We start from the raw sequence: 19940 nt of genomic DNA on the forward strand, positions 1-19940 counted from the left end.
CGGGCCTTATTTTTGCAAGTCTGTAGTGAGGCGAGTATTCCCATTGTTGTGAGCTGTGCCCAGCGTTGGCTTGATTTTGGTTAGCCTAAACCGGTGTGAGTACCTGGTTGCTAAATTCATGAGCGCTTATCTGCGGAGTTTGATCGCAGTGTAGTCATATATGCCTCGTAAGTTGGCGCTGTTTTCTAACTCCATCTTAAAGGCACTCGTCATGCGATAAGATGTCATGGTTTATCGCGGGTTATTCGCGGGTGACAAGGTCAATGACTTCAACACCAAGAAGGTTTTTAATGGCAGTCGGGAAGCAGGAAATTTAGACTCCAATACTAGTAGTGCGCGGACATCCTTTATCTGCGAATGCGCAAGTAGTACTGCCTCCATCACAGTCCGGTATTTTACGCACTGGAACAGGCCTCTAGTGATATCGGGGACCGAAGAGATTGAGAGGGGGTTGTGTGCTACGAAATCCTTTAATTTCTTATGGTGCTCGCTTTCACCTCCTCCGGCGATTTGACAAGCCAACTCAAGAGCGTGCGAGAAATCGGTTTCGGTCAGTTCAAGGTCTAAAGTTTTTAGGACCTTGTCCCATTGTGGAAACGTAAAAACGTGATTGAGTTCGGCTTTGACAATTACCTGCTTCTGATGGCGGGGCAGAGTAGCGAACTCTTCTTCCTTAACTAAAAACCACCCGACCCCTTCACCAGGTAGGCCGGTGTTTTTATTGACTACCAGCGCTTGGATATCCGAGCAAAAGCCATTGCACTATCTCAGCTCTTTGGCCAGATCTAACCAAGCCATTGCAGCCGGAGGCAAATGCGCACCGGCACGCCAAGCGAGTGCAATATTCCAATCCGTGTGTGGCTCTTCAAGAGGTACTAGAGCGATGCCCGCATGTTTATGTTTTTGCGCAAGCATTCGCGGTAAAAATGCCACCCCTAAACCTGCAGCTACCAGGTCGGCGATGAAATCAATCTGCCCGCTGCGGGCCGTCACCCGGGGCACAATCCCTCTTCGATCACAAGCGGCCATAATTAATGCGTTAAGCGCAAACCCCTCATCAAAGAGGATGAATGGCGAATCCGCCAGATCACTGAAGTTCATTCGCTTGCGTCGCGAAAGCGAATGGGCGCTAGGCAGCACAACCACTAAAGGCTCGTTGCGCACTTCCTGATAAGCGAAAGTTTCATCGATCGGAATCAGTAGTGCTGCCAAGTCCACCTCTCCGGCCTCCAGGCACTCACACAGTTTCTTACTACCGTGCTCTATCAGTTCTATATTCACCATCGGATAGCGGCTGCGATAAGTAGCAAACATCTCAGCGAACAATACCCCGGAGCCTACAGGCGGCAAGCCGATCCGCAGCGTACCGCCCTTCAGGTCGCGCAGTTCATTGATCTCTGCGATCAGATCGTTCCGCTCTGCGAGTAATACCAGTGCGCGCCGATAGGCAATCTCACCTGCGGCCGTCAACTCGCTTTTATGGCCGATACGGTTCAGCAGTGGCGTACCTAGCTCATCCTCGAGCGTCCTGACTGCCTTGCTGACTGAGGACTGAGTCAAAGACACAACCTCCGCAGCTTGGGAGAAACCTCCCTGGCGCACCACTTCTACAAACACCCGCAGCGTTCTGAGATTCATGTGTATTCCAATAGCGACTCAATTCGAGTAGAAAAAGTTATTTTTATCATACTCAACAATCCCTTATCGTGAAATTCACTCAGCAACGTCCTACGTCGCTGAAATTTTCTAGAGACCTAGGAGTTGTAGATAATGATTATTTCATCGGCATCCGACTATCGAGAAGCCGCGAGACGCAAATTGCCGCGATTTCTGTTCGACTACATCGACGGCGGCGCCTATGCCGAACACACAATGCGTGCCAATAGCGCTGACCTCGCCAGCATCAGCTTGCGTCAACGCATCTTGAGAAATGTTGACAGTTTGAGTCTCAAGACGACGCTCTTTGGAAAGGAACAGAGTCTGCCGATCATCCTCAGCCCCGTCGGACTGACCGGTATGTATGCCCGTCGTGGTGAAGTACAAGCGGCCAAGGCTGCGGCCACGAAAGGCATTCCCTTTTGCCTGTCCACAGTATCGGTCTGCTCGATTGAAGAGGTTAGTTCCCAGAGTTCGCAATCGATCTGGTTTCAACTCTATGTGCTCAAGGATCGCGGATTTATGCGTAATGCCCTAGAGCGTGCTCAAGCAGCCGGCGTTACCACGCTGGTGTTCACCGTAGACATGCCGACGCCAGGCGCTCGTTACCGTGATGCCCACTCGGGCATGTCTGGGCCACTCGCAGCTTCACGGCGCATCCTGCAAGCCACCACTAGGCCGGATTGGGCGTTTAATGTCGGTATCCTCGGTCGTCCGCATGATTTGGGCAACATCTCCAAGTACCTGGGCAAAGCCACCACCCTGGAAGATTATGTTGGCTGGTTAGGCAATAACTTCGACCCCTCTATCAGCTGGAAGGACCTGGAATGGATCCGCGAGTTTTGGAAGGGCCCGATGATTATCAAGGGCATCCTTGATCCACAGGACGCCAAGGACGCAGTAAGTTTCGGCGCTGATGGCATCGTGGTCTCCAACCACGGCGGTCGCCAATTGGACGGTGTGCTGTCCACCGCTAGGGCTTTGCCTCCCATCGCCGAAGTAGTGGGTGATGACCTGACGGTGCTGGTGGACTCTGGCATTCGTTCCGGGCTGGATGTTGTGCGCATGCTCGCCTTAGGCGCCAAGGCATGCCTGCTGGGGCGCTCGACGGTTTACGCTCTGGCCGCCGACGGACAGCACGGGGTAGAGAATATGCTGGATATCTTCTCGCAAGAAATGCGCGTGGCAATGACGCTCACTGGTGTTACCTCGATTGACAAGATCGATCGAACCGCATTGGTTCCAGTTGAGTAATGAAGGTTCGATCATGTCGCAATCACTGACCGTTAAGATGTTGGAAGCGGTACGCAATGTACCGATTGGCTACGTAGTGTGTGGTGGTGTTGTCTGTACTGTGCCGGCGCTCCTCGCGGCTCGCTTACACAACCCCTTGTTCTGTTGGTCAGCGATTGCCGCATTCTGGAGCTATCTGTCGATTCCGAGCGATAAGTCCCCAAAGGGTTGTATCTTCGGCCTGGTTTTCGGCATCACCGGCGCCGTGGCGTCAGGGCTAGGTGCTTGGACGATGGTATGGCCGCAACTGGCTATAGCACTGTCGGCCCTCTTTGCGTTTGCTGGCGCTTACGCCCAGGTTTGCGGCGCGCGCATTAGCATTCCCGCTTTGCTGACAGCGACGGCATTTGCGGTATCCACTGCATTCCCGGCAAAGGACTTTGCCCAGGGATTTGCTTATGCACGTTACTTTCTATATGGCAGCCTATGGGCTACAGGCTCCGCATTGCTGTTCCAATGGTGTCAGTACGACCAGCCTGATGCTGCAAAGCGGCCAGTTTTATGGTCGGCACTCAGAACAAATTTCACACCGAAATCTAACTTCTTTCTGCATGGGCTTCGCGTTGCGCTGTCGGGAGCACTGTCAGTTTGGTTGGTTCAATTGTGGTCGTTGCATTACGGATACTGGATGACCCTTACGGTGTTTCTGATCATGCAGCCCTACATGCATTCAACGTTGAGGATGTCTCTGGAGCGAGTCGGCGGCACCTTCTTAGGGGGAGCCATTGCTGCCGTTCTTGGTTACGCAATCCATGATCCGTTTTTGTTGGCTGCACTGATACTGCCTGTTTCTATTGGCACCCTGGCAGGGCGCTCTGTGAGCCACATCAGCTATTTGATGTTCCTCACTCCACATTTCATACTGGTCGCGCAGGTTGGCCAGTCAGGAGGATCGGAGCTGGATTTGGTATTTCTACGAATGCTCTACAGCACCGGTGGTGCACTTTTAGCGATCATCGCTTCGCTTGTGATTTTTCCTCGCTGGCAAACGGCTGAGCCGTAGAGGACTAGGGGAGTGTTTCCTAGACCGCCGGTTTGAAAGCCCCTTCCCGTGCAGCCAACCAGTAACACCGCGCAAAAACTCAGTAATAGGCTCCGCGTGAACATGGCGTTCTTCCTCATGGTTTGACTCGGATGTTTGTAGGCCCTGATCGTGCCGTAGTCACGTGCGCCCTATCAAAGAGCGCTATACCCCCTCTACAGGTGCTTGTCATGCGATGAGAGGCGGGAGGGCTGAGCATCTAGAGCGTCGTTCGGGAATGGTTCTTTTCATGGTATGCCTTTTGTTTTGTTTGATAGTTATCTGCTTTTAAAGGTTTTATTGCGCTTGTTGATAATAGAGTGGGAATGATTAGACGTCCGGCACTGACCGGCACGATCTAGCAAGAAACACCCTGAAGCCCGCTTAATTGCGGGCTTTTGGCTTTTTGGGTCTGGCAAATTCTGGCAGCTGTGTGCATCGCCAGGCACTGTGTTTAGGTGGCTTGGTATGGAGCCGCGCTGATTACGGGCTAGAAGTTATCAATCGCGTTACACATCGACACCTTGCCATCAGGCTTAGGCTCGACAGCTACCCATTGCTTGCCGTCAGCTGAAAGCTCATCCAGCAGGAATGAACAGTCTGCCGACATCGATGCCTGCACCTGGTAATCCACCCCGGGCCGAGGTACGAAGGTCATGGTTTTGGCACACTGCCGGGCATATTGCAGGCGCCCCAGGTAATGGAACGCGATCGGCTTGTTCGCCGGCACCACAAGCTCTGACGAGACTGCACCTGCCAACGAATAGATCGGCCCGGCAATGCCGAGGTTTTCGCCGTTATGGTCGGGGAAGCCGGATTTCGCCGATGCCATCACTCCCGCGCCGGGCACATTCCAGTCCAGGCAATCACGCCCCGGCACGGCGCGCACCAGGCCGTCGGTGAGCAGACGAATACGGGCAGTCTCGCCGCTCTGCGGGGGTATGTAGCCGGAGGACAGCGAACGCACGTTTGCCACTTGGCCGCAGCCACTGAGCGCTAGCAGAACCGCGGGGATTACAGTGAACAGTCTCATCAGGCAATCGACTCGCAGGGGCAGGTTAAGGCTGGCGGCAGTTCTGGCTGACTGACAGATGCGGCGCAGGTTCATAGGTCACGCGCTGCAAACCATCGCCGTCCTGGAACAGGAAGTACTTGGTGCGACAGTCCTTGAACATTGTCGAGTAACCCTCGGCCCGGAAGCCTTGACCGTCCACCTGTTTGGTCACGGTATTGTTGCGGCTGACCACTTCAAGCACTTTTTGATAGCTGTCCCCCATGTTGACCCCGGGTTCGCCGGTGATGGCGGTCGAGGAGGTGCAGCCGCCCAGTGTTGCTGCCGCCAACACCAATGCGGTGCCGTACAGTCCGTTGCGTAGATCGTTCATTCCCTGTGTCCTTTTGGTGACGGATTAACGGCGGCCGTCGCACACCGGCGATTCTCCGATACGACCGAGCTTGCACATGTCCACGTTATCTTTGCGTTTGTAGCCTGCGTCTTTCATGCAATAGAAGTTCAGTAACCTCACATCGATTGGCGACCTGTCTCCTGCGCCATCAACATTGGTATATCCGCACGCACGCATCGCAGCAATGATCCCGGTCTGCGATACGCCCTCCTTGTACCATTTTGTGTAATCCGGAGCCGGCGGTTGAAAGCCCCTGCCTGTGCAGCCGATCAGTATCAAAGCGCAAAAACTCAACAGCAGGTTTCTGCTAAACATGGCGTCCTTCCTCATGATATGACTCGGACAACCTGTGATACGCCGTTGCCTGATGCTTTCTGGACAGGCCAGAGCATTCCGGCGCGCAGATCATTACCGGCGGCCTTCGCACACGGGTGACTCGCCAATACGGCCTAGCTTGCACAGGTCGATTTTATCCCTGCGCGAGAACCCTGCATCTTTCATGCAGTAGAACCGGGTCAGCACAACATCAATCGGCGAGGTATCTCCCACGCCATCAAGATTGGTATATCCGCAAGCACGCATGGCGTTGTCGACGCCTGATTGAGTGACCCCCTTTTTGTACCACTGCGTGTAGTCGCCTGGCGGAGGTTGAAAGCCTCTTCCTGTGCAGCCAACCAGTAACACAGCGCAAAAACTCAGCAACAGGCCCTTCGTGCACATGGCGTTCTTCCTTGGGTTTTGACGCGGGTAGAGTGTGATGCGCCAACATCGTATAGGGAACTTTCATTCAACAAATGGTTCCATACTGTCCTTCACTCAGACTGTTCAAGGATCGAATGAAAACTTATCTGGCAGTTCCGTTAGCAATCACACTCGCCCTTGTGATGACCGGTTGCAGTAGCCGTAAGGCGGGTGATCTCACTTCAACGCCGGTCGTACCACTGGTCATGAATGACCATCAAGCCAGCTTGACCTTCCGTACCATCGGCGGGGAGGGTGATCACCCTGTCAGTTACATGTACGGGTATTCCGACGGTCGAATGGATGACGCGGGTGATCGTGTTTATGACACGGCTTACTTCAAACGCATACCGGCCTATCTGAAGAGAATTGGCGGTGGCACTGACAGCATCAGCAAGCTGGTCGATGCAGACAAAGTGGTGCACGTGGAAGGGACGGTCAAGGCCAAGCAGTTCACCTTCAACGGTATTCCAATGCCTACGCCGTTCGACAAAGAGCAGCCTGTTGCGCAGCAATTCACGCCACAAGCCAAGAAGAATTACGTGGTTGAAACCGTTATCGCCGACACTTGGGTCATGAGCGTGTATGAAGTCAGCGCCACCGGTGAGCGCAAAAGTATTGGCGTTCGAAAAAATGATGGCGCCGCAGACTGACTGAGCAGGCAAGAGCATAAGTCCGGTGTGATGTGAAAAAGGCGATCATCCCTTGGTGTTGATCGCCTTTTTTGTGGTCGGCGTTCTAAACCATCAAACTTTCGACGCCAATTATTTGAACGTCGCACTTGCTCAAAAGGCAATTGAGCTTAGTTCGATTGATTCATACGCGTTATTAAAACTTCATCCATAAATAATAAGGTATCAACCAAAACAATTGGTTAGGCGTGCTGTTTTTGCTGAAGTCAAAATACTGACAATAAAAGCCAGTTGCATCCTCCCTATAAGTCGGTGATTTATCATGATCAAGATCATGGCCTTCTTGTTAATAGGAGTTGTTACTGCAGGATGCAACGGATTCGTGAAACCCGACCTGTCGGGGCCGGTTAATGACGCGTACTTTCCAGTCTTTTCAGGCTTTCCCATGCCGTTTATGTACATGGCCTCGGCCGTGCAATGGAATGAGGATTACGCCGTCACAACAGGGCACACGCCCTTTATCCCCAACGTTGCATACCGTTGCAGCACACACTGCGATCTGGTCTTTATCAAGCATAAAGCCAATGGCCACTACCCTGCATGGCGTGCATCGCGCGTGGGCGAGAGCATTACGGCCGTGGGCGTGAGCCCTTACCTTGTGACCACAACGGGCAAGGGCAGGGTTTATAAAACACCCTTCAGCAATACCGAAGAACGTAGCGGTGACCTGTATGCCATCCATGATGCCCCGCTGGTCAAGGGCATGTCGGGTGGGCCGGTAATCGCCAGTGACGGTTGTGTGGTGGGGATCAATGCCGGTTTCTATTCGACCAGCCTGAACAGTGCGATAACGTTGCCCGAGCTGAAAAGCGCGCAGAGGGTCAGCATCTTTATTCCGTACTCTATTGTTGCCCGCGAATGGCGGATGTTGCAGGCGCAGCTTGATGGGGGGCATGGCTCGAAGTTTGCGACCAAGTAAAAAAGCCCCTCAACCAGCCCTCTCCTGGAGGGAGAGGGCTGGGGCAAGGGTGCTTTTGATGTCAACGCCGCGCCACATCCGAAAAGTAGAACTTGTCCAGCGTGTGCCGTGACTCGGTGTACTCGAACTGGCGCCCATCTTGTAAAAACGTCTGGTTGCTCACCACGATCACATGGCTCTGACCGTCCAGGTCCAGGTGCTGCTGGTCGTCCTTGCTGCGCGGCACCGCTTCGATGGTGCGCTGGGCATAGCTGATCTGCAGGTTCAGGGTCTGCTCGATGTAGGCGTAGATCGAGTGCTCGGCAATGTCCTGATCCAGCCCCGGGATCAAGTCATTGACAAAATGGTTGATGTCCAGAATCACGCGCTTGCCATCAATATGGCGTACACGCTTGATCCGGGTGATCAGGCTGCCCGCTTCAGCATCGAACTTTTCGCACAGTGCGCCTTCGAGCGGGAAACGGGTGAACTCCACCACGTTGGTACAGACGTTGCCGCCCAGGCGCGGGTAAGTCTCCTGAAAGCTGACGATACCGCCTAACTGGAACTCGATCGGGCTGGATGACAACACGAAGGTGCCCTTGCCGTGGATTTTCTGTGCAAAACCACGCTCCTGCAGTTGTTCTATGGCCTTGCGCACTGTGCCACGGCTGGCCCCGTAGCTCGCCATCAACTCGGCTTCGGACGGCAGGCGGGCACCGCGGGCCAGGCGTTCAGTGGTGATACTGGCAAGCAGATCCGTGTAGATCTGATTGTATTTAGTCATGGCGAGGGCTCTATACCGATTGGGCTCGGGGCCCGGAACCTTAAGGGCTGAAGGGAAGGCAGCGCAAGTGCGCGGCGGATAAATCGCAAACTCGTCTGTACCAGTTGTTGCTTTAACTCGTACAGACGAGTATTTTTTACTTCGGCGTGCTGCCACAACGACGCTCCATAATAAAAATCAAGCGGAGAACACGCATGAGCCACGACTATTCCCAGATCGCCAGCGAGCTGCTGCACAGCCTCGGTGGTGCCGCCAACGTTGAGCAGGCCGCGCATTGCGTCACGCGCTTGCGCGTGGCCCTCAAAAACCCGGACCTGGTCGACAGCGCCACCCTTAACCAGATTGATCTGGTGAAAGGTTCATTCTTTAACGGCGGCCTGTACCAGATCGTGATCGGCCCCGGCGAAGTCGAGAAGGTCTACGCCGCCCTGCGTGAGCAGACCGGCCTGGCCGCCGCCACCATCGCTGACGTCAAGCAGCAGGGCGCCGACAAGGCCAACGCCATGCAGCGTCTGGTACGGGTGTTCTCCGATGTGTTTATGCCCATCCTGCCTGCCCTGATCATTGCCGGCTTGCTGATGGGTGTTAACAACCTGCTCGGCGCCAAGGGCATGTTTATCGACGACAAAACCCTGCTCGACGCTTATCCGCAACTGGACGGGGTGTGGAGCCTGATCAACCTCATGGCCAATACCTCCTTTGTATTCCTGCCTGCGCTGGTGGGCTGGTCGGCGGCCAAGCGTTTTGGCGGCAGTGAAATCCTCGGCATTGTGCTAGGTCTGATGCTGGTTCACCCCGACCTGCTCAATGCCTGGAACTACGGTAAGGCCGTGGCCGGGCTGGAGGGCCAGAGCCTGCCGTATTTCAACATCCTGGGCCTGTTCCAGATCGAGAAGGTGGGCTACCAGGGGCAGATCCTGCCGATCCTGATGGCCGCCTATGTGATGAGCGTGATCGAGAAATGGCTGCGGGCACGGGTGCCCAATGCCATCCAGTTGCTGGTGGTGCCCATCACCACCATCGTTATCACCGGTGTTCTGGCGCTGGCGATCATCGGCCCGGTGACCCGTCACCTGGGCATCCTGATTACCGAAGGCGTGGTGCTGTTGTTTGACGTGGCCCCGGTGCTCGGCGGGATGATTTTCGGCCTGCTGTATGCGCCGCTGGTGATTACCGGCATGCACCACATGTTCCTCGCCGTGGACCTGCAGCTGATTGCCAACCACGGTGGCACCTTTATCTGGCCGATGATCGTCATGTCCAACCTGGCCCAGGGCAGTGCCGCGCTCGGGGTGTTCTATATGAGCCGCAATGTGCGTGAGCGCGGCATGGCCTCTACCTCCGCAGTATCCGCGTACTTCGGTATCACTGAACCGGCGATGTTCGGGATCAACCTGCGCTACAAATTCCCGTTCTACGCGGCGCTTATCGGCTCGGCACTGGGCAGTATTTTCCTGTCGCTGAACAAGGTGCTGGCCTCGGCCATCGGTGTCGGCGGCTTGCCCGGCTTTATCTCGATCATCCCGCAGTACATCCCGATGTTTGTGATCGGCATGCTCATAGCCATTGCCGTGCCTTTTGTCCTGACCTGCGCCCTGAGCCTGAAAATCATTCGCCCCGGTTATCGCGTCGCCTGATCGATCACCCCACTTCAAGGAATCCCCATGCAAGACTGGCAGCGCTCGGTGATCTATCAGATCTACCCCAAAAGCTTTTACAGCCACGCCGGCAACGCCACCGGTGACTTGCTGGGGGTGGTCGACAAGCTCGATTACCTGCAGTGGCTGGGCGTCGATTACCTATGGCTGACACCCTTCTTGCGCTCGCCCCAGCGCGACAACGGTTATGACATCAGCGACTACTACGCCATCGACCCGAGCTACGGCAGCATGGCCGATTGCGAGTTGCTGATCCGTGAAGCCGGCGCCCGTGGCCTCAAGCTGATGCTCGATATCGTGGTCAATCACACCTCCATCGAGCACGAATGGTTCCAGCAGGCGCGCAGCAGCCTCGACAACCCTTACCGTGACTTCTACATCTGGCGCGACCAGCCGAACAATTGGGAATCCAAGTTCGGCGGCTCGGCCTGGGAATACGAGGCGCAAACCGGGCAGTACTATCTGCACCTGTTTGACCACACCCAGGCCGACCTCAATTGGGACAACCCGAAGGTGCGCGCAGAGGTCTACAAACTGATGCGCTTCTGGCGGGACAAGGGGGTGGGCGGTTTCCGCCTGGACGTGATCAATCTGATCTCCAAACCGGCGCACTTCCCCCAGGATGACAGCGACGGGCGCCGCTTCTATACCGACGGCCCCAACGTGCATGAGTACTTGCAGGAGATGCACCGCGAAGTGTTTGCCGGCCACGATCTGGTCAGCGTCGGCGAAATGTCGTCCACCAGCCTGGAGCACTGCATCCGTTATTCGTGCCCCGACAGCCAGGAGTTGTCGATGACCTTCAACTTCCATCACCTGAAGGTCGATTACCCGAACATGCAGAAGTGGGTGCGGGCTGATTTCGATTTCCTGCAGCTCAAGGGCATCCTCTCGGCGTGGCAGGTTGGCATGCAGGCCGGTGGCGGCTGGAACGCGCTGTTCTGGTGCAACCACGACCAGCCCCGTGTGCTTTCACGCTTTGGCGATGACGGTGAATACCCTGTGGTCTCGGCCAAGATGCTCGCCACCGCGCTGCACTTCCTGCAAGGCACACCCTATGTGTATCAGGGTGAAGAAATCGGCATGACCAACCCGGGGTTCGAGCGTATCGAGCAGTACCGTGATGTCGAAACCCTGAATATCTATCGCCTCAAGCGTGAAGCCGGGGTGCCCCACGACGAGTGCATGGCCGCGATCAAGCAAAAGTCGCGGGACAACAGCCGCACGCCGATGCAATGGGACCATCAGCTCAACGCCGGTTTCAGCAGCGCCGAGCCGTGGATTGGCATCCCTGCCAACGCTGCGTTTATCAACGTTGAAGACCAGCGCAATGACCCGGCTTCGGTGCTGCATCATTACCGTCACTTGATTGCCTTGCGTCGCGAGGAGCCGTTGCTGCAGCACGGTGAATACCGTCTGTTGTTGCCCGAGCATAAGCAGGTGTGGGCCTATGTGCGTGAGGGCGATGGCGAGAGTTTGCTGGTGATCAACAACTTCTACGGCACGCCGTGCGACATCGAATTGCCGCAAGGGGTGATTGACGCGGGCATGAGCCAGCGGCTGCTGATCAGCAATTACGACGACTGCCCCGTGAGAACAAGCGCCGTGCATTTGCGCCCCTACGAGTCCTTCGTCCTGCATCTGAAGTAACCCTCTGTGGGAGCGAGCCTGCTCGCGAAAAAGGCTACCTGGTCTTCGCGAGCAGGCTCGCTCCCACAAAATTGACTACCGGTTTTACCCATAACAATAAAAAAGGTCGTGCCATGAAATCATCACTCAACTACAGCATCTGTATCGCCAGCCTGTGCCTGTTGGCTCCGTTGTCGGCCAACGCCCTGGAGTTCGCCGGGTATTTGCGCAGTGGCGTGGGCAACTCGCTCAATGGCGGCAAGCAATCCTGCTTCAAACTGCCCGGCGCCGAGGCCAAGTACCGGCTGGGCAACGAATGCGAACAATACGCCGAGCTGGAGCTGCGCGAGGACGTGTACAGCTTTGACGATGGCTCGGTATTGAGCGTCGATGGCATGGCCTCGCTGTACAACCAGTACGATCGCCAGCTGACCTTTCAGGGTGACAACGGTTCGGCGCGCCTGCCGCAGTTGTATGCGCAATGGTCCAATCTGCCGGGCCTCAACGGCGGCTCGCTGTGGGCCGGGCGTCGCTACTACAAACGTAATGATATCCATATTTCCGACTTCTACTACTGGAACCAGAGCGCCACCGGTGCCGGTATCGAGGACGTGTTGATCGGCGGTCTGAAATACAGCTACGCGCTGTCGCGCAAAGACAATCTCTACCAGGAAAACTACGTCACCCGCCACGACTTCAACGTGGCCGGTTTCAATACCAACCCCGGCGGGGAGCTGGAGTTGGGCCTCAGTTATCTGGACAAACCCGAGCGCACCGATGCCCACAGCGGCTGGGCCATCACCGCGCAACATGTGCAAAGCGAGTTTCTGGGCGGCAAAAACAAGTTTGCCGTGCAGTACGGTGAAGGCTCGGGCACCGGCCTGGGCTATACCGGCGACTTCCGTCTGGATAACAGCAGCAAGCGCTACCGGATTGTCGAATTCTTCGACTGGCAAGTGACGCCCCGTTTTGGCGGGCAGGTCGAGGCGGTGTACCAAAAGGATTTTCGCCCCGACGGTGGCAATCAGGAGTGGCTGTCTTTGGGCGTGCGCCCGACCTATGCGATCAGCGAGCAGTTCAAGCTGGTCACCGAGCTGGGGCATGATCAGGTAAAAGCGGCGGACGGTACGCGCAAGCTGAGCAAGTTCACCTTTGCGCCCACCTGGTCACCCAAGGGCCCGGGTTTCTGGACGCGCCCGGAATTACGCCTGTATTACACCTATGCCAGCTGGAACGCCGCGGCACAGCGTGCGGCCAATGAGTTCGACGCAGGCTCGGCGCTGTCCGACAGCGGTGCATTCGGCTCGGCCCGGCACGGTTCCAACGCAGGTTTGCAAGTCGAGTACTGGTGGAAGTAAGCGAGCTGTCGGGGCTCGCGCTCCATCGGCATTTAACCGAATCAACTGCAGGTGAAGTCATGGTCACATCCCAACAAGTGGAATTGCTGGCACCGTTGTCCGGTGTGTTGATGGTGCTGGATAACGTGCCCGACCCGGTGTTTGCCAGTCGTCTGATTGGCGACGGCCTGTGTATCGATCCGACATCGCAGGTGCTCTGTGCACCGCTGGCCGGGGTGATCAGCAACTTGCAGCACAGCGGTCACGCTATCAGCATCACCCATGCCGATGGCGTGCAGGTGTTGCTGCATATTGGTCTGGATACCGTCAACCTGGGGGGCAAGGGCTTCACCGCGCTGGTCGAGGAGGGTCAGCAGGTGAGCGCGGGGCAGGCGCTTATCGAGTTCGATGCTGACTACATTGCCCTGCACGCACGCAGCTTGTTGACGCTGATGCTGGTGGTCAGCGGCGAACCCTTTGAGGCTCCGCCGCCCGGCAGTGTTCAGGTCGAAACTGGCCAGCCGCTGCTGCGCCTGCAACGGCAGCAGGCCCGGGCGCAGACCGAAACGCAAACCGGCAGCTCACAGCACTCGCAGCCGCAGCGTCTGCCCAATCCCAACGGCTTGCACGCCCGTCCAGCAGCGGTGTTGGCCCAGGCGGCGAAAGGCTTTGCGGCAAGCATCCAGCTACACAAGCAGGGCGAGAGCGCCAATGCCAAGTCGCTGGTAGCGATCATGGCCCTGCAGACGGCTTACGACGACAGCGTACATCTCAGTGCCTGTGGCTCTGATGCCGAGCAAGCGCTCAAGGTGCTGTGTGAACTGCTGGCTGGCGGTTGCGGTGAATCGGTCGCGGCTGTGGCGCCAGAAGCACCGCCGCTGGCCGCGCCAGAACCTGTGGCCAGTGACGAGTTGCGCGGGGTCTGTGCGTCACCCGGCTCGACCTTCGGTCATGTGGTGCAACTGACTGCAAGTGCGTTACAGATCAGCGAACTGGCAACCGACCAGCCCCACGAACGCGAGCAGTTGCAACTGGCCCTGGCAGATGCTGCAGCGCAGTTGCAAGCGCTGTGCGACAACGCGCCGGGCAAGGCTCAGGCCGAGATTTTCAAAGCCCACCAGGAACTGCTCGAAGATCCGGGTTTGCTGGAGCAGGCTTTAGGCTTGATCAAGCAGGGCAAGAGCGCAGCATTCGCATGGCAGAGTGCCACGTACGAAACCGCGACCCTGTTCAAAGGCCTGGGCAACCGCTTGCTGGCCGAGCGGGCGCTGGATCTGGAAGATGTCGGCCAGCGCGTGCTCAAACTGATACTCGGGGTTCAGGACAGTGCGCTGGAGTTGCCGGAGCAGACCATCCTGATTGCCGAACAGCTGACCCCGTCACAGACCGCAACCCTGGATACCCGCAAGGTCGCAGGCTTTGCCACGGTCGGTGGCGGTGCCACCAGTCATGTGGCTATTCTGGCCCGGGCGCTGGGCTTGCCGGCGCTTTGCGGGATGTCGCCGCAGGTGCTGGCGCTGGCCAATGGTACGGCGGTGTTGCTTGATGCGGATCAGGGGCGGTTGCACCTGGAGCCGGATCCGCAGCAGGTGCAGCAGTTGACCCTCCAGCGCGCCCGCCAGCACCAGCGCCAGCAGCAGGACTTGCAACAGGCGGCACTGCCAGCCTGTACCCGTGACGGGGTACGTGTCGAAGTCAGCGCCAATATCGCGTCCCTGGCCGAGGCAGAGCAAGCGCTGACCCTGGGGGCAGAAGGCGTTGGCTTGCTGCGCTCCGAGTTCCTCTATCTGGAACGCAGCAGCGCCCCCAGCCATGCCGAGCAGGTTGCCACCTACAGCGCCATCGCCCGTGCCGTAGGTACTGAATACAACCTGGTGGTGCGCACGCTGGATGTGGGTGGCGACAAACCACTGGCCTATGTATCGATGGCACACGAGGCCAATCCATTTTTGGGGATGCGCGGCATTCGCCTGTGCCTGGAGCGCCCGCAACTGTTGCGCGAACAGTTCAGCGCGATTCTGGCCAGCGCCGACCTGACCCGTCTGCATATCATGCTGCCGATGGTCACGCAGCTGTCCGAGTTGCGTATGGCCCGCCAGTTGCTTGAGGAGCAGGCGCTGGCGCTGGGGATCACGACTCTGCCCAAGCTGGGGATCATGATTGAAGTCCCGGCTGCGGCGTTGATGGCGGACCTTTTCGCCCCCGAGGTGGACTTCTTCTCGATTGGCACCAACGACCTGACCCAGTACACCCTGGCGATGGACCGTGACCATCCGCGCCTGGCCAGCCAGGCCGACAGCTTTCATCCGGCGGTATTGCGCCTGATCGACATCACGGTCAAGGCCGCCCATGCCCATGGCAAATGGGTCGGGGTGTGCGGCGCGCTGGCCTCCGAGCCGCTGGCAGTGCCAGTTTTGCTGGGTTTGGGTGTTGATGAGTTATCGGTGAGCGTGCCCTTGATCCCGAGTATCAAGGCGCGGGTCCGGGAGCTGGATTTTGCCGCATGCAAGGCCCTGGCGCAGCGCGTGCTGGGCCTGGAGAGTGCAGGGCAGGTACGGGCTGCATTGCAGCCAATGGTGCAACCCATGACCGAGTTGGAGTATTGAACATGTTCGATAAAGCGCTCAAAGCATTCTGGAAGGCCCTGACCCCGGATCTGGTGGCTGATGAAACAGGCCAGTCGGCATCGATTCTGGACGAAACTGTAATCACGGCGCTTGGCGGCGCCAGTAACGTCAAGTCCGAACAGCGGGTGGCCTTGACCCGGATTCGTGTGGAGCTGGCCGATATTACCCGCCTCGATCCGCAAGCCCTGCGTGTGGCAGGGGTGCCTGGAATCTTGAGCCTGCCGGACGGGGTGGTGCATCTGGTGGTGGGGGTGTAAACCTGTAGTCGCTGACGAGGTACGAGGCTGCGATCGGCTGCGCAGCAGTCGTAAATCAGCGGGTTCGGTGCATCAGATGCATTGAATGCTAAAGGTTTACGGGCGCTTCACCCCCGATCGCAGCCTCGTACCTCGTCAGCGGCTACAAAGGGCCGCACCCTGTTGCCCTTACTGTTTCGCAACTGCAGGTGTATCGTATTCGCCTTTTGCGGGCCCAACGCCCGCGCCGGATACGAGAGGTAGTTGAATCCATGTCCTTTACCCGTCGACAAATACTCGGTGGTCTGGCCGGCCTGGTAGTGGTGGGTGTTGGCGCAGGAGGCGCTTCGCGTTACTGGCTGGGCAAGGTGGCCGCCGAGAACGCCGGTCACGATTACGAACTGATCAGCGCACCACTGGACGTCGAGCTGGTGCCAGGTCATATCACCCAGGCATGGGCTTTCGGTCCATCGGCTCCAGGCACCGAGCTGCGGGTACGTCAGGGCGAATGGCTGCGGGTGCGGTTTATCAATCACCTGCCGGTCGCGACCACCATTCACTGGCACGGTATCCGCCTGCCCCTGGAAATGGACGGCGTGCCTTACGTCTCGCAATTGCCGGTTCTGCCCGGTGAGTACTTCGATTACAAGTTCCGGGTGCCCGATGCGGGCAGCTACTGGTATCACCCCCACGTCAACAGCAGCGAAGAGCTGGGCCGTGGCCTGGTGGGGCCACTGATTGTCGAAGAGCGCGAGCCCACCGGCTTCAAGCATGAGCGCACTTTGAGCATCAAGAACTGGCACGTCGATGAAGAGGGCGGCTTCCTGCCATTCAGCATCACCCGCGAAGCCGCTCGGGGTGGTACGGCGGGGCGCCTGTCGACCATCAATGGCAGCCATGTGCCGACCATCGACCTGCCTGCCGGGCAGATCACTCGCGTACGCATTCTCAACCTCGACAACACCCTGACCTATCGTTTGAATATCCCTGGTGTGGAAGCGATGATCTACGCGCTGGACGGTAATCCCGTTGAACCAAGGCCATTGGGCAAGGATTACTGGCTGGGCCCGGGCATGCGTATTTGTCTGGGGATCAAGGCCCCGGCGGCGGGCGAGGAGTTGTCGTTGCGTGACGGCCCGGTGCGCCTGGGCACCTTGCGTTCGGTCGCCAGCACCGATGCACCGGGCGAATGGCCCCCGGCGTTGCCCGCCAACCCGATTGCCGAACCCGACGTGGCCAAAGCCGAGAAGATCAACTTCAACTTTGAGTGGGTCGGCTCGATGTCCGAGGACCTGGGCCCCGATCAGCCGCCGAGCCTGTGGCAGATCAACGGCGTGGCCTGGGATATCAAGGACAAGACCTGTGCCGATCGTCCTATCGCCAAGCTCAAGCTGGGTCAGAGCTATATTTTCGAATTGAAGAACATGACCCAGTACCAGCACCCGATCCACTTGCACGGCATGAGTTTCAAGGTGTTGGCGTCCAATCGCAAAAAGATCATCCCGTATTTCACTGACACCTACCTGCTGGGCAAAAACGAACGTGCCCGCGTGGCGCTGGTGGCGGATAATCCCGGTGTGTGGATGTTCCACTGCCATGTGATTGATCACATGGAAACCGGCCTTATGGCCGCCATTGAGGTTTCCTGATGCGACAAGGGCGTCAACCCCTGATTATCGACCGTAGCCGCGATCAAGACTTTATGCGTGAAGCGCTGGCCCTGGCCGCCCAAGGCGCAGCACTGGGCGAAGTGCCGGTGGGTGCGGTACTGGTGCAGGACGGTGAAATCATTGGTCGTGGCTTCAACTGCCCGATCAGCGGCAGCGACCCCAGCGCCCATGCCGAGATGATGGCCATTCGCGCCGCTGCCACAGCAGTCAACAACTACCGGTTACCGGGCAGCACGCTGTACGTGACGCTGGAGCCGTGCAGCATGTGTGCGGGGCTGATCGTGCATTCGCGAGTGGCGCGGGTGGTTTATGGCGCGCTGGAGCCCAAGGCCGGGATTGTGCAGAGCCAGGGGCAGTTTTTTACCCAGGGCTTTCTGAATCATCGGGTGCTGTTTGAAGGCGGGGTACTGGCTGAAGAATGTGGGGCTATCCTCAGCGAGTTCTTCAAGGCCCGCAGGGCTCGCTGAACCTGTGGGAGCGGGCTTGCTCGCGATACAGACGCCTCGATATGTCTGATACACCGAGGTGATGCTATCGCGAGCAAGCCCGCTCCCACAGGTCGTGGTTATTTCTTCGCGATGATCACCGCCCGCATCGGCGCCGGCAGGCCTTCAATGGTTTTGCTGTGGTCGTTCGGGTCCAGGTAATCGCTCAGCGACTGGTATTTCATCCATTCGGTGGCGCGCTGTTCTTCAACCGTGGTGACGCTCACGTCCACGCATCGCACATCGCTGAAACCGGCACGGCGCAACCAGCGCTCCAGCGCCGGGATCGAGGGCAGAAACCACACGTTGCGCATCTGCGCATAACGGTCCTCAGGCACCAGCACCTGGTTCACGTCACCTTCGATCACCAGGGTCTCCAGCACCAGTTCGCCACCTTTGACCAGACAGTCTTTCAATGCCAGCAAATGCTCGATGGGCGAACGGCGGTGGTAGAACACTCCCATGGAAAATACAGTGTCGAAACCTTCCAGGTTCGGCGGCAGGTCTTCGAACGGGAACGGCAGGTGCCAGGCCGCTTCCTGCTGCAAAAAGCGTTGCACGGCCTGGAACTGGCAGAAGAACAGCCAGTTGGGGTCCACACCGATTACGCTATGGGCGCCTGCACCGAGCATGCGCCACATGTAGTAGCCGTTGCCGCAGCCCACATCAAGGATGCGCTTGCCCTTGAGGTCGATATGCGGCGCAACCCGAGACCATTTCCAGTCCGAGTGCCATTCGGTATCGACGTGTACGCCAAACAGGTCGAACGGGCCTTTGCGCCACGGTGACAGGCCCATCAGGGCTTCGCGCATCTGTGCACGGGTGGCGTCGTCGCAGTCGGTGTCTAGGGTCAGACCGTTCAACAGGTCGATTTCGCTCGGCTTGACGTCGGGCAAGGCATCCAGCGCGCTTTGCCAGCGCTCCAGGTCGCCGTGGCCTTTCTCCATTTTGACGTCGAGCTGGGCTTGCAGGGTGTTGGCCCATTCAGCCAATGGAGTGCCGGCCAGACGCCGGGCAAGAGGGGACAGATCAATCATGGCAAGGCAATCAACGAGGCAAAGTTAAGACACTGGAACCACGGCACGACTTTCGAGAACCCGGCCGCCAACAGGCGTTCGCGGTGTTCTTCGAGGCTGTCGGGCTTCATGACGTTTTCGATGGCGCTGCGCTTTTGCGCGATCTCCAGATCGCTGTAGCCGTTGGCGCGTTTGAACGCCACATGCAGGTCGGTCAGCAGCCCGTGCTCTTCGGGATCACTGAAACGCAGCTTTTCCGAGAGGATCAGGGCGCCACCCGGCAGCAGCGACTGGCGGATACGGCCCAGCAGCGCCAGGCGCTCTTGCGGGGCGATAAATTGCAGGGTGAAATTCAGCGCCACCACCGATGCAGGCTCGAACGCCAGGGCCAGGATGTCGCCTTCGATCACTTCAACCGGCAGCAGCTCCTGAAACATCGAGTTCTGCCCATTGAGGTACTCGCGGCAGCGCTCGACCATCGCCGCCGAGTTGTCCACCGCAATCACCTTGCAGCCTTCAGTGCGCACATGGCGGCGCAGCGCCTGGGTGACCGCGCCCAGCGAACAGCCCAGGTCGTACAGCACGCTATCGGGCTGGGCGAACTGGGCGGCGAGCACGCCGAGGTTCTCGACAATGGTCGGGTAGCCGGGCACCGAGCGTTTGATCATGTCCGGGAACACCCGCACAACGTCTTCGTTGAAGGCGAAGTCCGGCACCTGGGTCAGGGGCTGGGCGAAAATACGGTCGGGTTCTTTGCTCACGGCGGTTCCGGCGGTGGAATTTTCAAA

The 19940-nt window shown here is 57.9% G+C and carries 19 protein-coding genes; 11 read left to right on the plus strand and 8 right to left on the minus strand.

Annotated features, from left to right (window positions below; all coding sequences use genetic code 11):
- Positions 1 to 762 precede the first annotated feature (762 nt).
- Positions 763 to 1638, minus strand: coding sequence for a LysR family transcriptional regulator (locus CJU81_RS06895; protein ID WP_010655639.1), 876 nt, complete (start codon positions 1636 to 1638; stop codon positions 763 to 765).
- Positions 1639 to 1770: 132 nt separating this feature from the next.
- Between CJU81_RS06895 and lldD the strand changes: the two genes are divergently transcribed.
- Together lldD and CJU81_RS06905 are read left to right on the plus strand one after the other, a co-directional pair.
- The gene (gene lldD / locus CJU81_RS06900; RefSeq protein WP_003443295.1) at positions 1771 to 2910 is read left to right on the plus strand and encodes an FMN-dependent L-lactate dehydrogenase LldD; all 1140 of its coding nucleotides are present in this window, start codon (positions 1771 to 1773) and stop codon (positions 2908 to 2910) included.
- 13 nt (positions 2911 to 2923) lie between these two features.
- Positions 2924 to 3952, plus strand: a complete 1029-nt coding sequence (locus CJU81_RS06905) for an FUSC family protein (RefSeq protein WP_003443292.1) — start codon at positions 2924 to 2926, stop codon at positions 3950 to 3952.
- Positions 3953 to 4460: 508 nt separating this feature from the next.
- Here CJU81_RS06905 and CJU81_RS06915 read toward each other — a convergent pair.
- The 4 genes from CJU81_RS06915 to CJU81_RS06930 all read right to left on the minus strand — a co-directional run bounded on the left by CJU81_RS06915 (position 4461) and on the right by CJU81_RS06930 (position 6096).
- A complete protein-coding gene (locus CJU81_RS06915; protein ID WP_095036016.1) occupies positions 4461 to 5003 on the minus strand; it encodes a hypothetical protein in 543 nt (180 codons plus the stop codon).
- 25 nt (positions 5004 to 5028) lie between these two features.
- Entirely contained in the window at positions 5029 to 5355 is a 327-nt protein-coding gene (locus tag CJU81_RS06920; protein ID WP_095036017.1) for a hypothetical protein, read from the minus strand.
- 24 nt (positions 5356 to 5379) lie between these two features.
- Positions 5380 to 5691, minus strand: coding sequence for a hypothetical protein (locus CJU81_RS06925; protein ID WP_095036018.1), 312 nt, complete (start codon positions 5689 to 5691; stop codon positions 5380 to 5382).
- A 93-nt stretch (positions 5692 to 5784) separates the two neighbouring features.
- Positions 5785 to 6096, minus strand: a complete 312-nt coding sequence (locus CJU81_RS06930; protein WP_095036019.1) for a hypothetical protein — start codon at positions 6094 to 6096, stop codon at positions 5785 to 5787.
- Positions 6097 to 6212: 116 nt separating this feature from the next.
- Between CJU81_RS06930 and CJU81_RS06935 the strand changes: the two genes are divergently transcribed.
- Together CJU81_RS06935 and CJU81_RS06940 are read left to right on the plus strand one after the other, a co-directional pair.
- A complete protein-coding gene (locus tag CJU81_RS06935) occupies positions 6213 to 6770 on the plus strand; it encodes a hypothetical protein (RefSeq protein ID WP_095036020.1) in 558 nt (185 codons plus the stop codon).
- Between the two features lie 301 nt (positions 6771 to 7071).
- Complete coding sequence (locus tag CJU81_RS06940) at positions 7072 to 7728, plus strand: trypsin-like peptidase domain-containing protein (protein WP_095036021.1); 657 nt, start codon at positions 7072 to 7074, stop codon at positions 7726 to 7728.
- 61 nt (positions 7729 to 7789) lie between these two features.
- On the opposite strand, the gene treR is transcribed toward CJU81_RS06940, so the two are convergent.
- A complete protein-coding gene (treR, locus tag CJU81_RS06945) occupies positions 7790 to 8494 on the minus strand; it encodes a trehalose operon repressor (protein WP_095036022.1) in 705 nt (234 codons plus the stop codon).
- A 194-nt stretch (positions 8495 to 8688) separates the two neighbouring features.
- On the opposite strand from treR, the gene treP reads away from it, so the two are divergent.
- The 7 genes from treP to tadA all read left to right on the plus strand — a co-directional run bounded on the left by treP (position 8689) and on the right by tadA (position 18118).
- Complete coding sequence (gene treP / locus CJU81_RS06950) at positions 8689 to 10131, plus strand: PTS system trehalose-specific EIIBC component (protein WP_095036023.1); 1443 nt, start codon at positions 8689 to 8691, stop codon at positions 10129 to 10131.
- A 27-nt stretch (positions 10132 to 10158) separates the two neighbouring features.
- Complete coding sequence (gene treC / locus CJU81_RS06955; protein WP_095036024.1) at positions 10159 to 11802, plus strand: alpha,alpha-phosphotrehalase; 1644 nt, start codon at positions 10159 to 10161, stop codon at positions 11800 to 11802.
- Between the two features lie 113 nt (positions 11803 to 11915).
- On the plus strand, positions 11916 to 13139 hold the full coding sequence (locus CJU81_RS06960; protein ID WP_095036025.1) for a maltoporin: 1224 nt from the start codon (positions 11916 to 11918) through the stop codon (positions 13137 to 13139).
- A gap of 59 nt (positions 13140 to 13198) precedes the next feature.
- Positions 13199 to 15724, plus strand: a complete 2526-nt coding sequence (gene ptsP / locus CJU81_RS06965) for a phosphoenolpyruvate--protein phosphotransferase (protein WP_095036026.1) — start codon at positions 13199 to 13201, stop codon at positions 15722 to 15724.
- 2 nt (positions 15725 to 15726) lie between these two features.
- The gene (locus CJU81_RS06970) at positions 15727 to 16002 is read left to right on the plus strand and encodes a PTS transporter subunit EIIB (protein WP_095036027.1); all 276 of its coding nucleotides are present in this window, start codon (positions 15727 to 15729) and stop codon (positions 16000 to 16002) included.
- 251 nt (positions 16003 to 16253) lie between these two features.
- Entirely contained in the window at positions 16254 to 17630 is a 1377-nt protein-coding gene (locus CJU81_RS06975) for a multicopper oxidase family protein (RefSeq protein WP_095036028.1), read from the plus strand.
- Positions 17630 to 18118 carry a tRNA adenosine(34) deaminase TadA gene (tadA, locus tag CJU81_RS06980; RefSeq protein ID WP_095036029.1) on the plus strand — a complete coding sequence of 163 codons (489 nt, stop codon included), beginning with the start codon at positions 17630 to 17632 and terminating at the stop codon, positions 18116 to 18118. Before CJU81_RS06975 ends, tadA begins: the two co-directional genes overlap by 1 nt.
- 98 nt (positions 18119 to 18216) lie before the next feature.
- On the opposite strand, the gene cmoB is transcribed toward tadA, so the two are convergent.
- Together cmoB and cmoA are read right to left on the minus strand one after the other, a co-directional pair.
- Positions 18217 to 19173 (minus strand): tRNA 5-methoxyuridine(34)/uridine 5-oxyacetic acid(34) synthase CmoB, encoded by a 957-nt coding sequence (cmoB, locus tag CJU81_RS06985; protein WP_095036030.1) that lies wholly within the window; start codon positions 19171 to 19173, stop codon positions 18217 to 18219.
- Positions 19170 to 19913, minus strand: coding sequence for a carboxy-S-adenosyl-L-methionine synthase CmoA (cmoA, locus tag CJU81_RS06990; protein WP_095036031.1), 744 nt, complete (start codon positions 19911 to 19913; stop codon positions 19170 to 19172). The genes cmoB and cmoA overlap by 4 nt, the downstream gene beginning before the upstream one ends.
- Positions 19914 to 19940: the final 27 nt, after the last annotated feature.

Origin of the sequence: Pseudomonas fragi (assembly GCF_002269505.1) — a bacterium.
GTDB classification, from domain to species: Bacteria; Pseudomonadota; Gammaproteobacteria; order Pseudomonadales; family Pseudomonadaceae; genus Aquipseudomonas; species Aquipseudomonas fragi_D.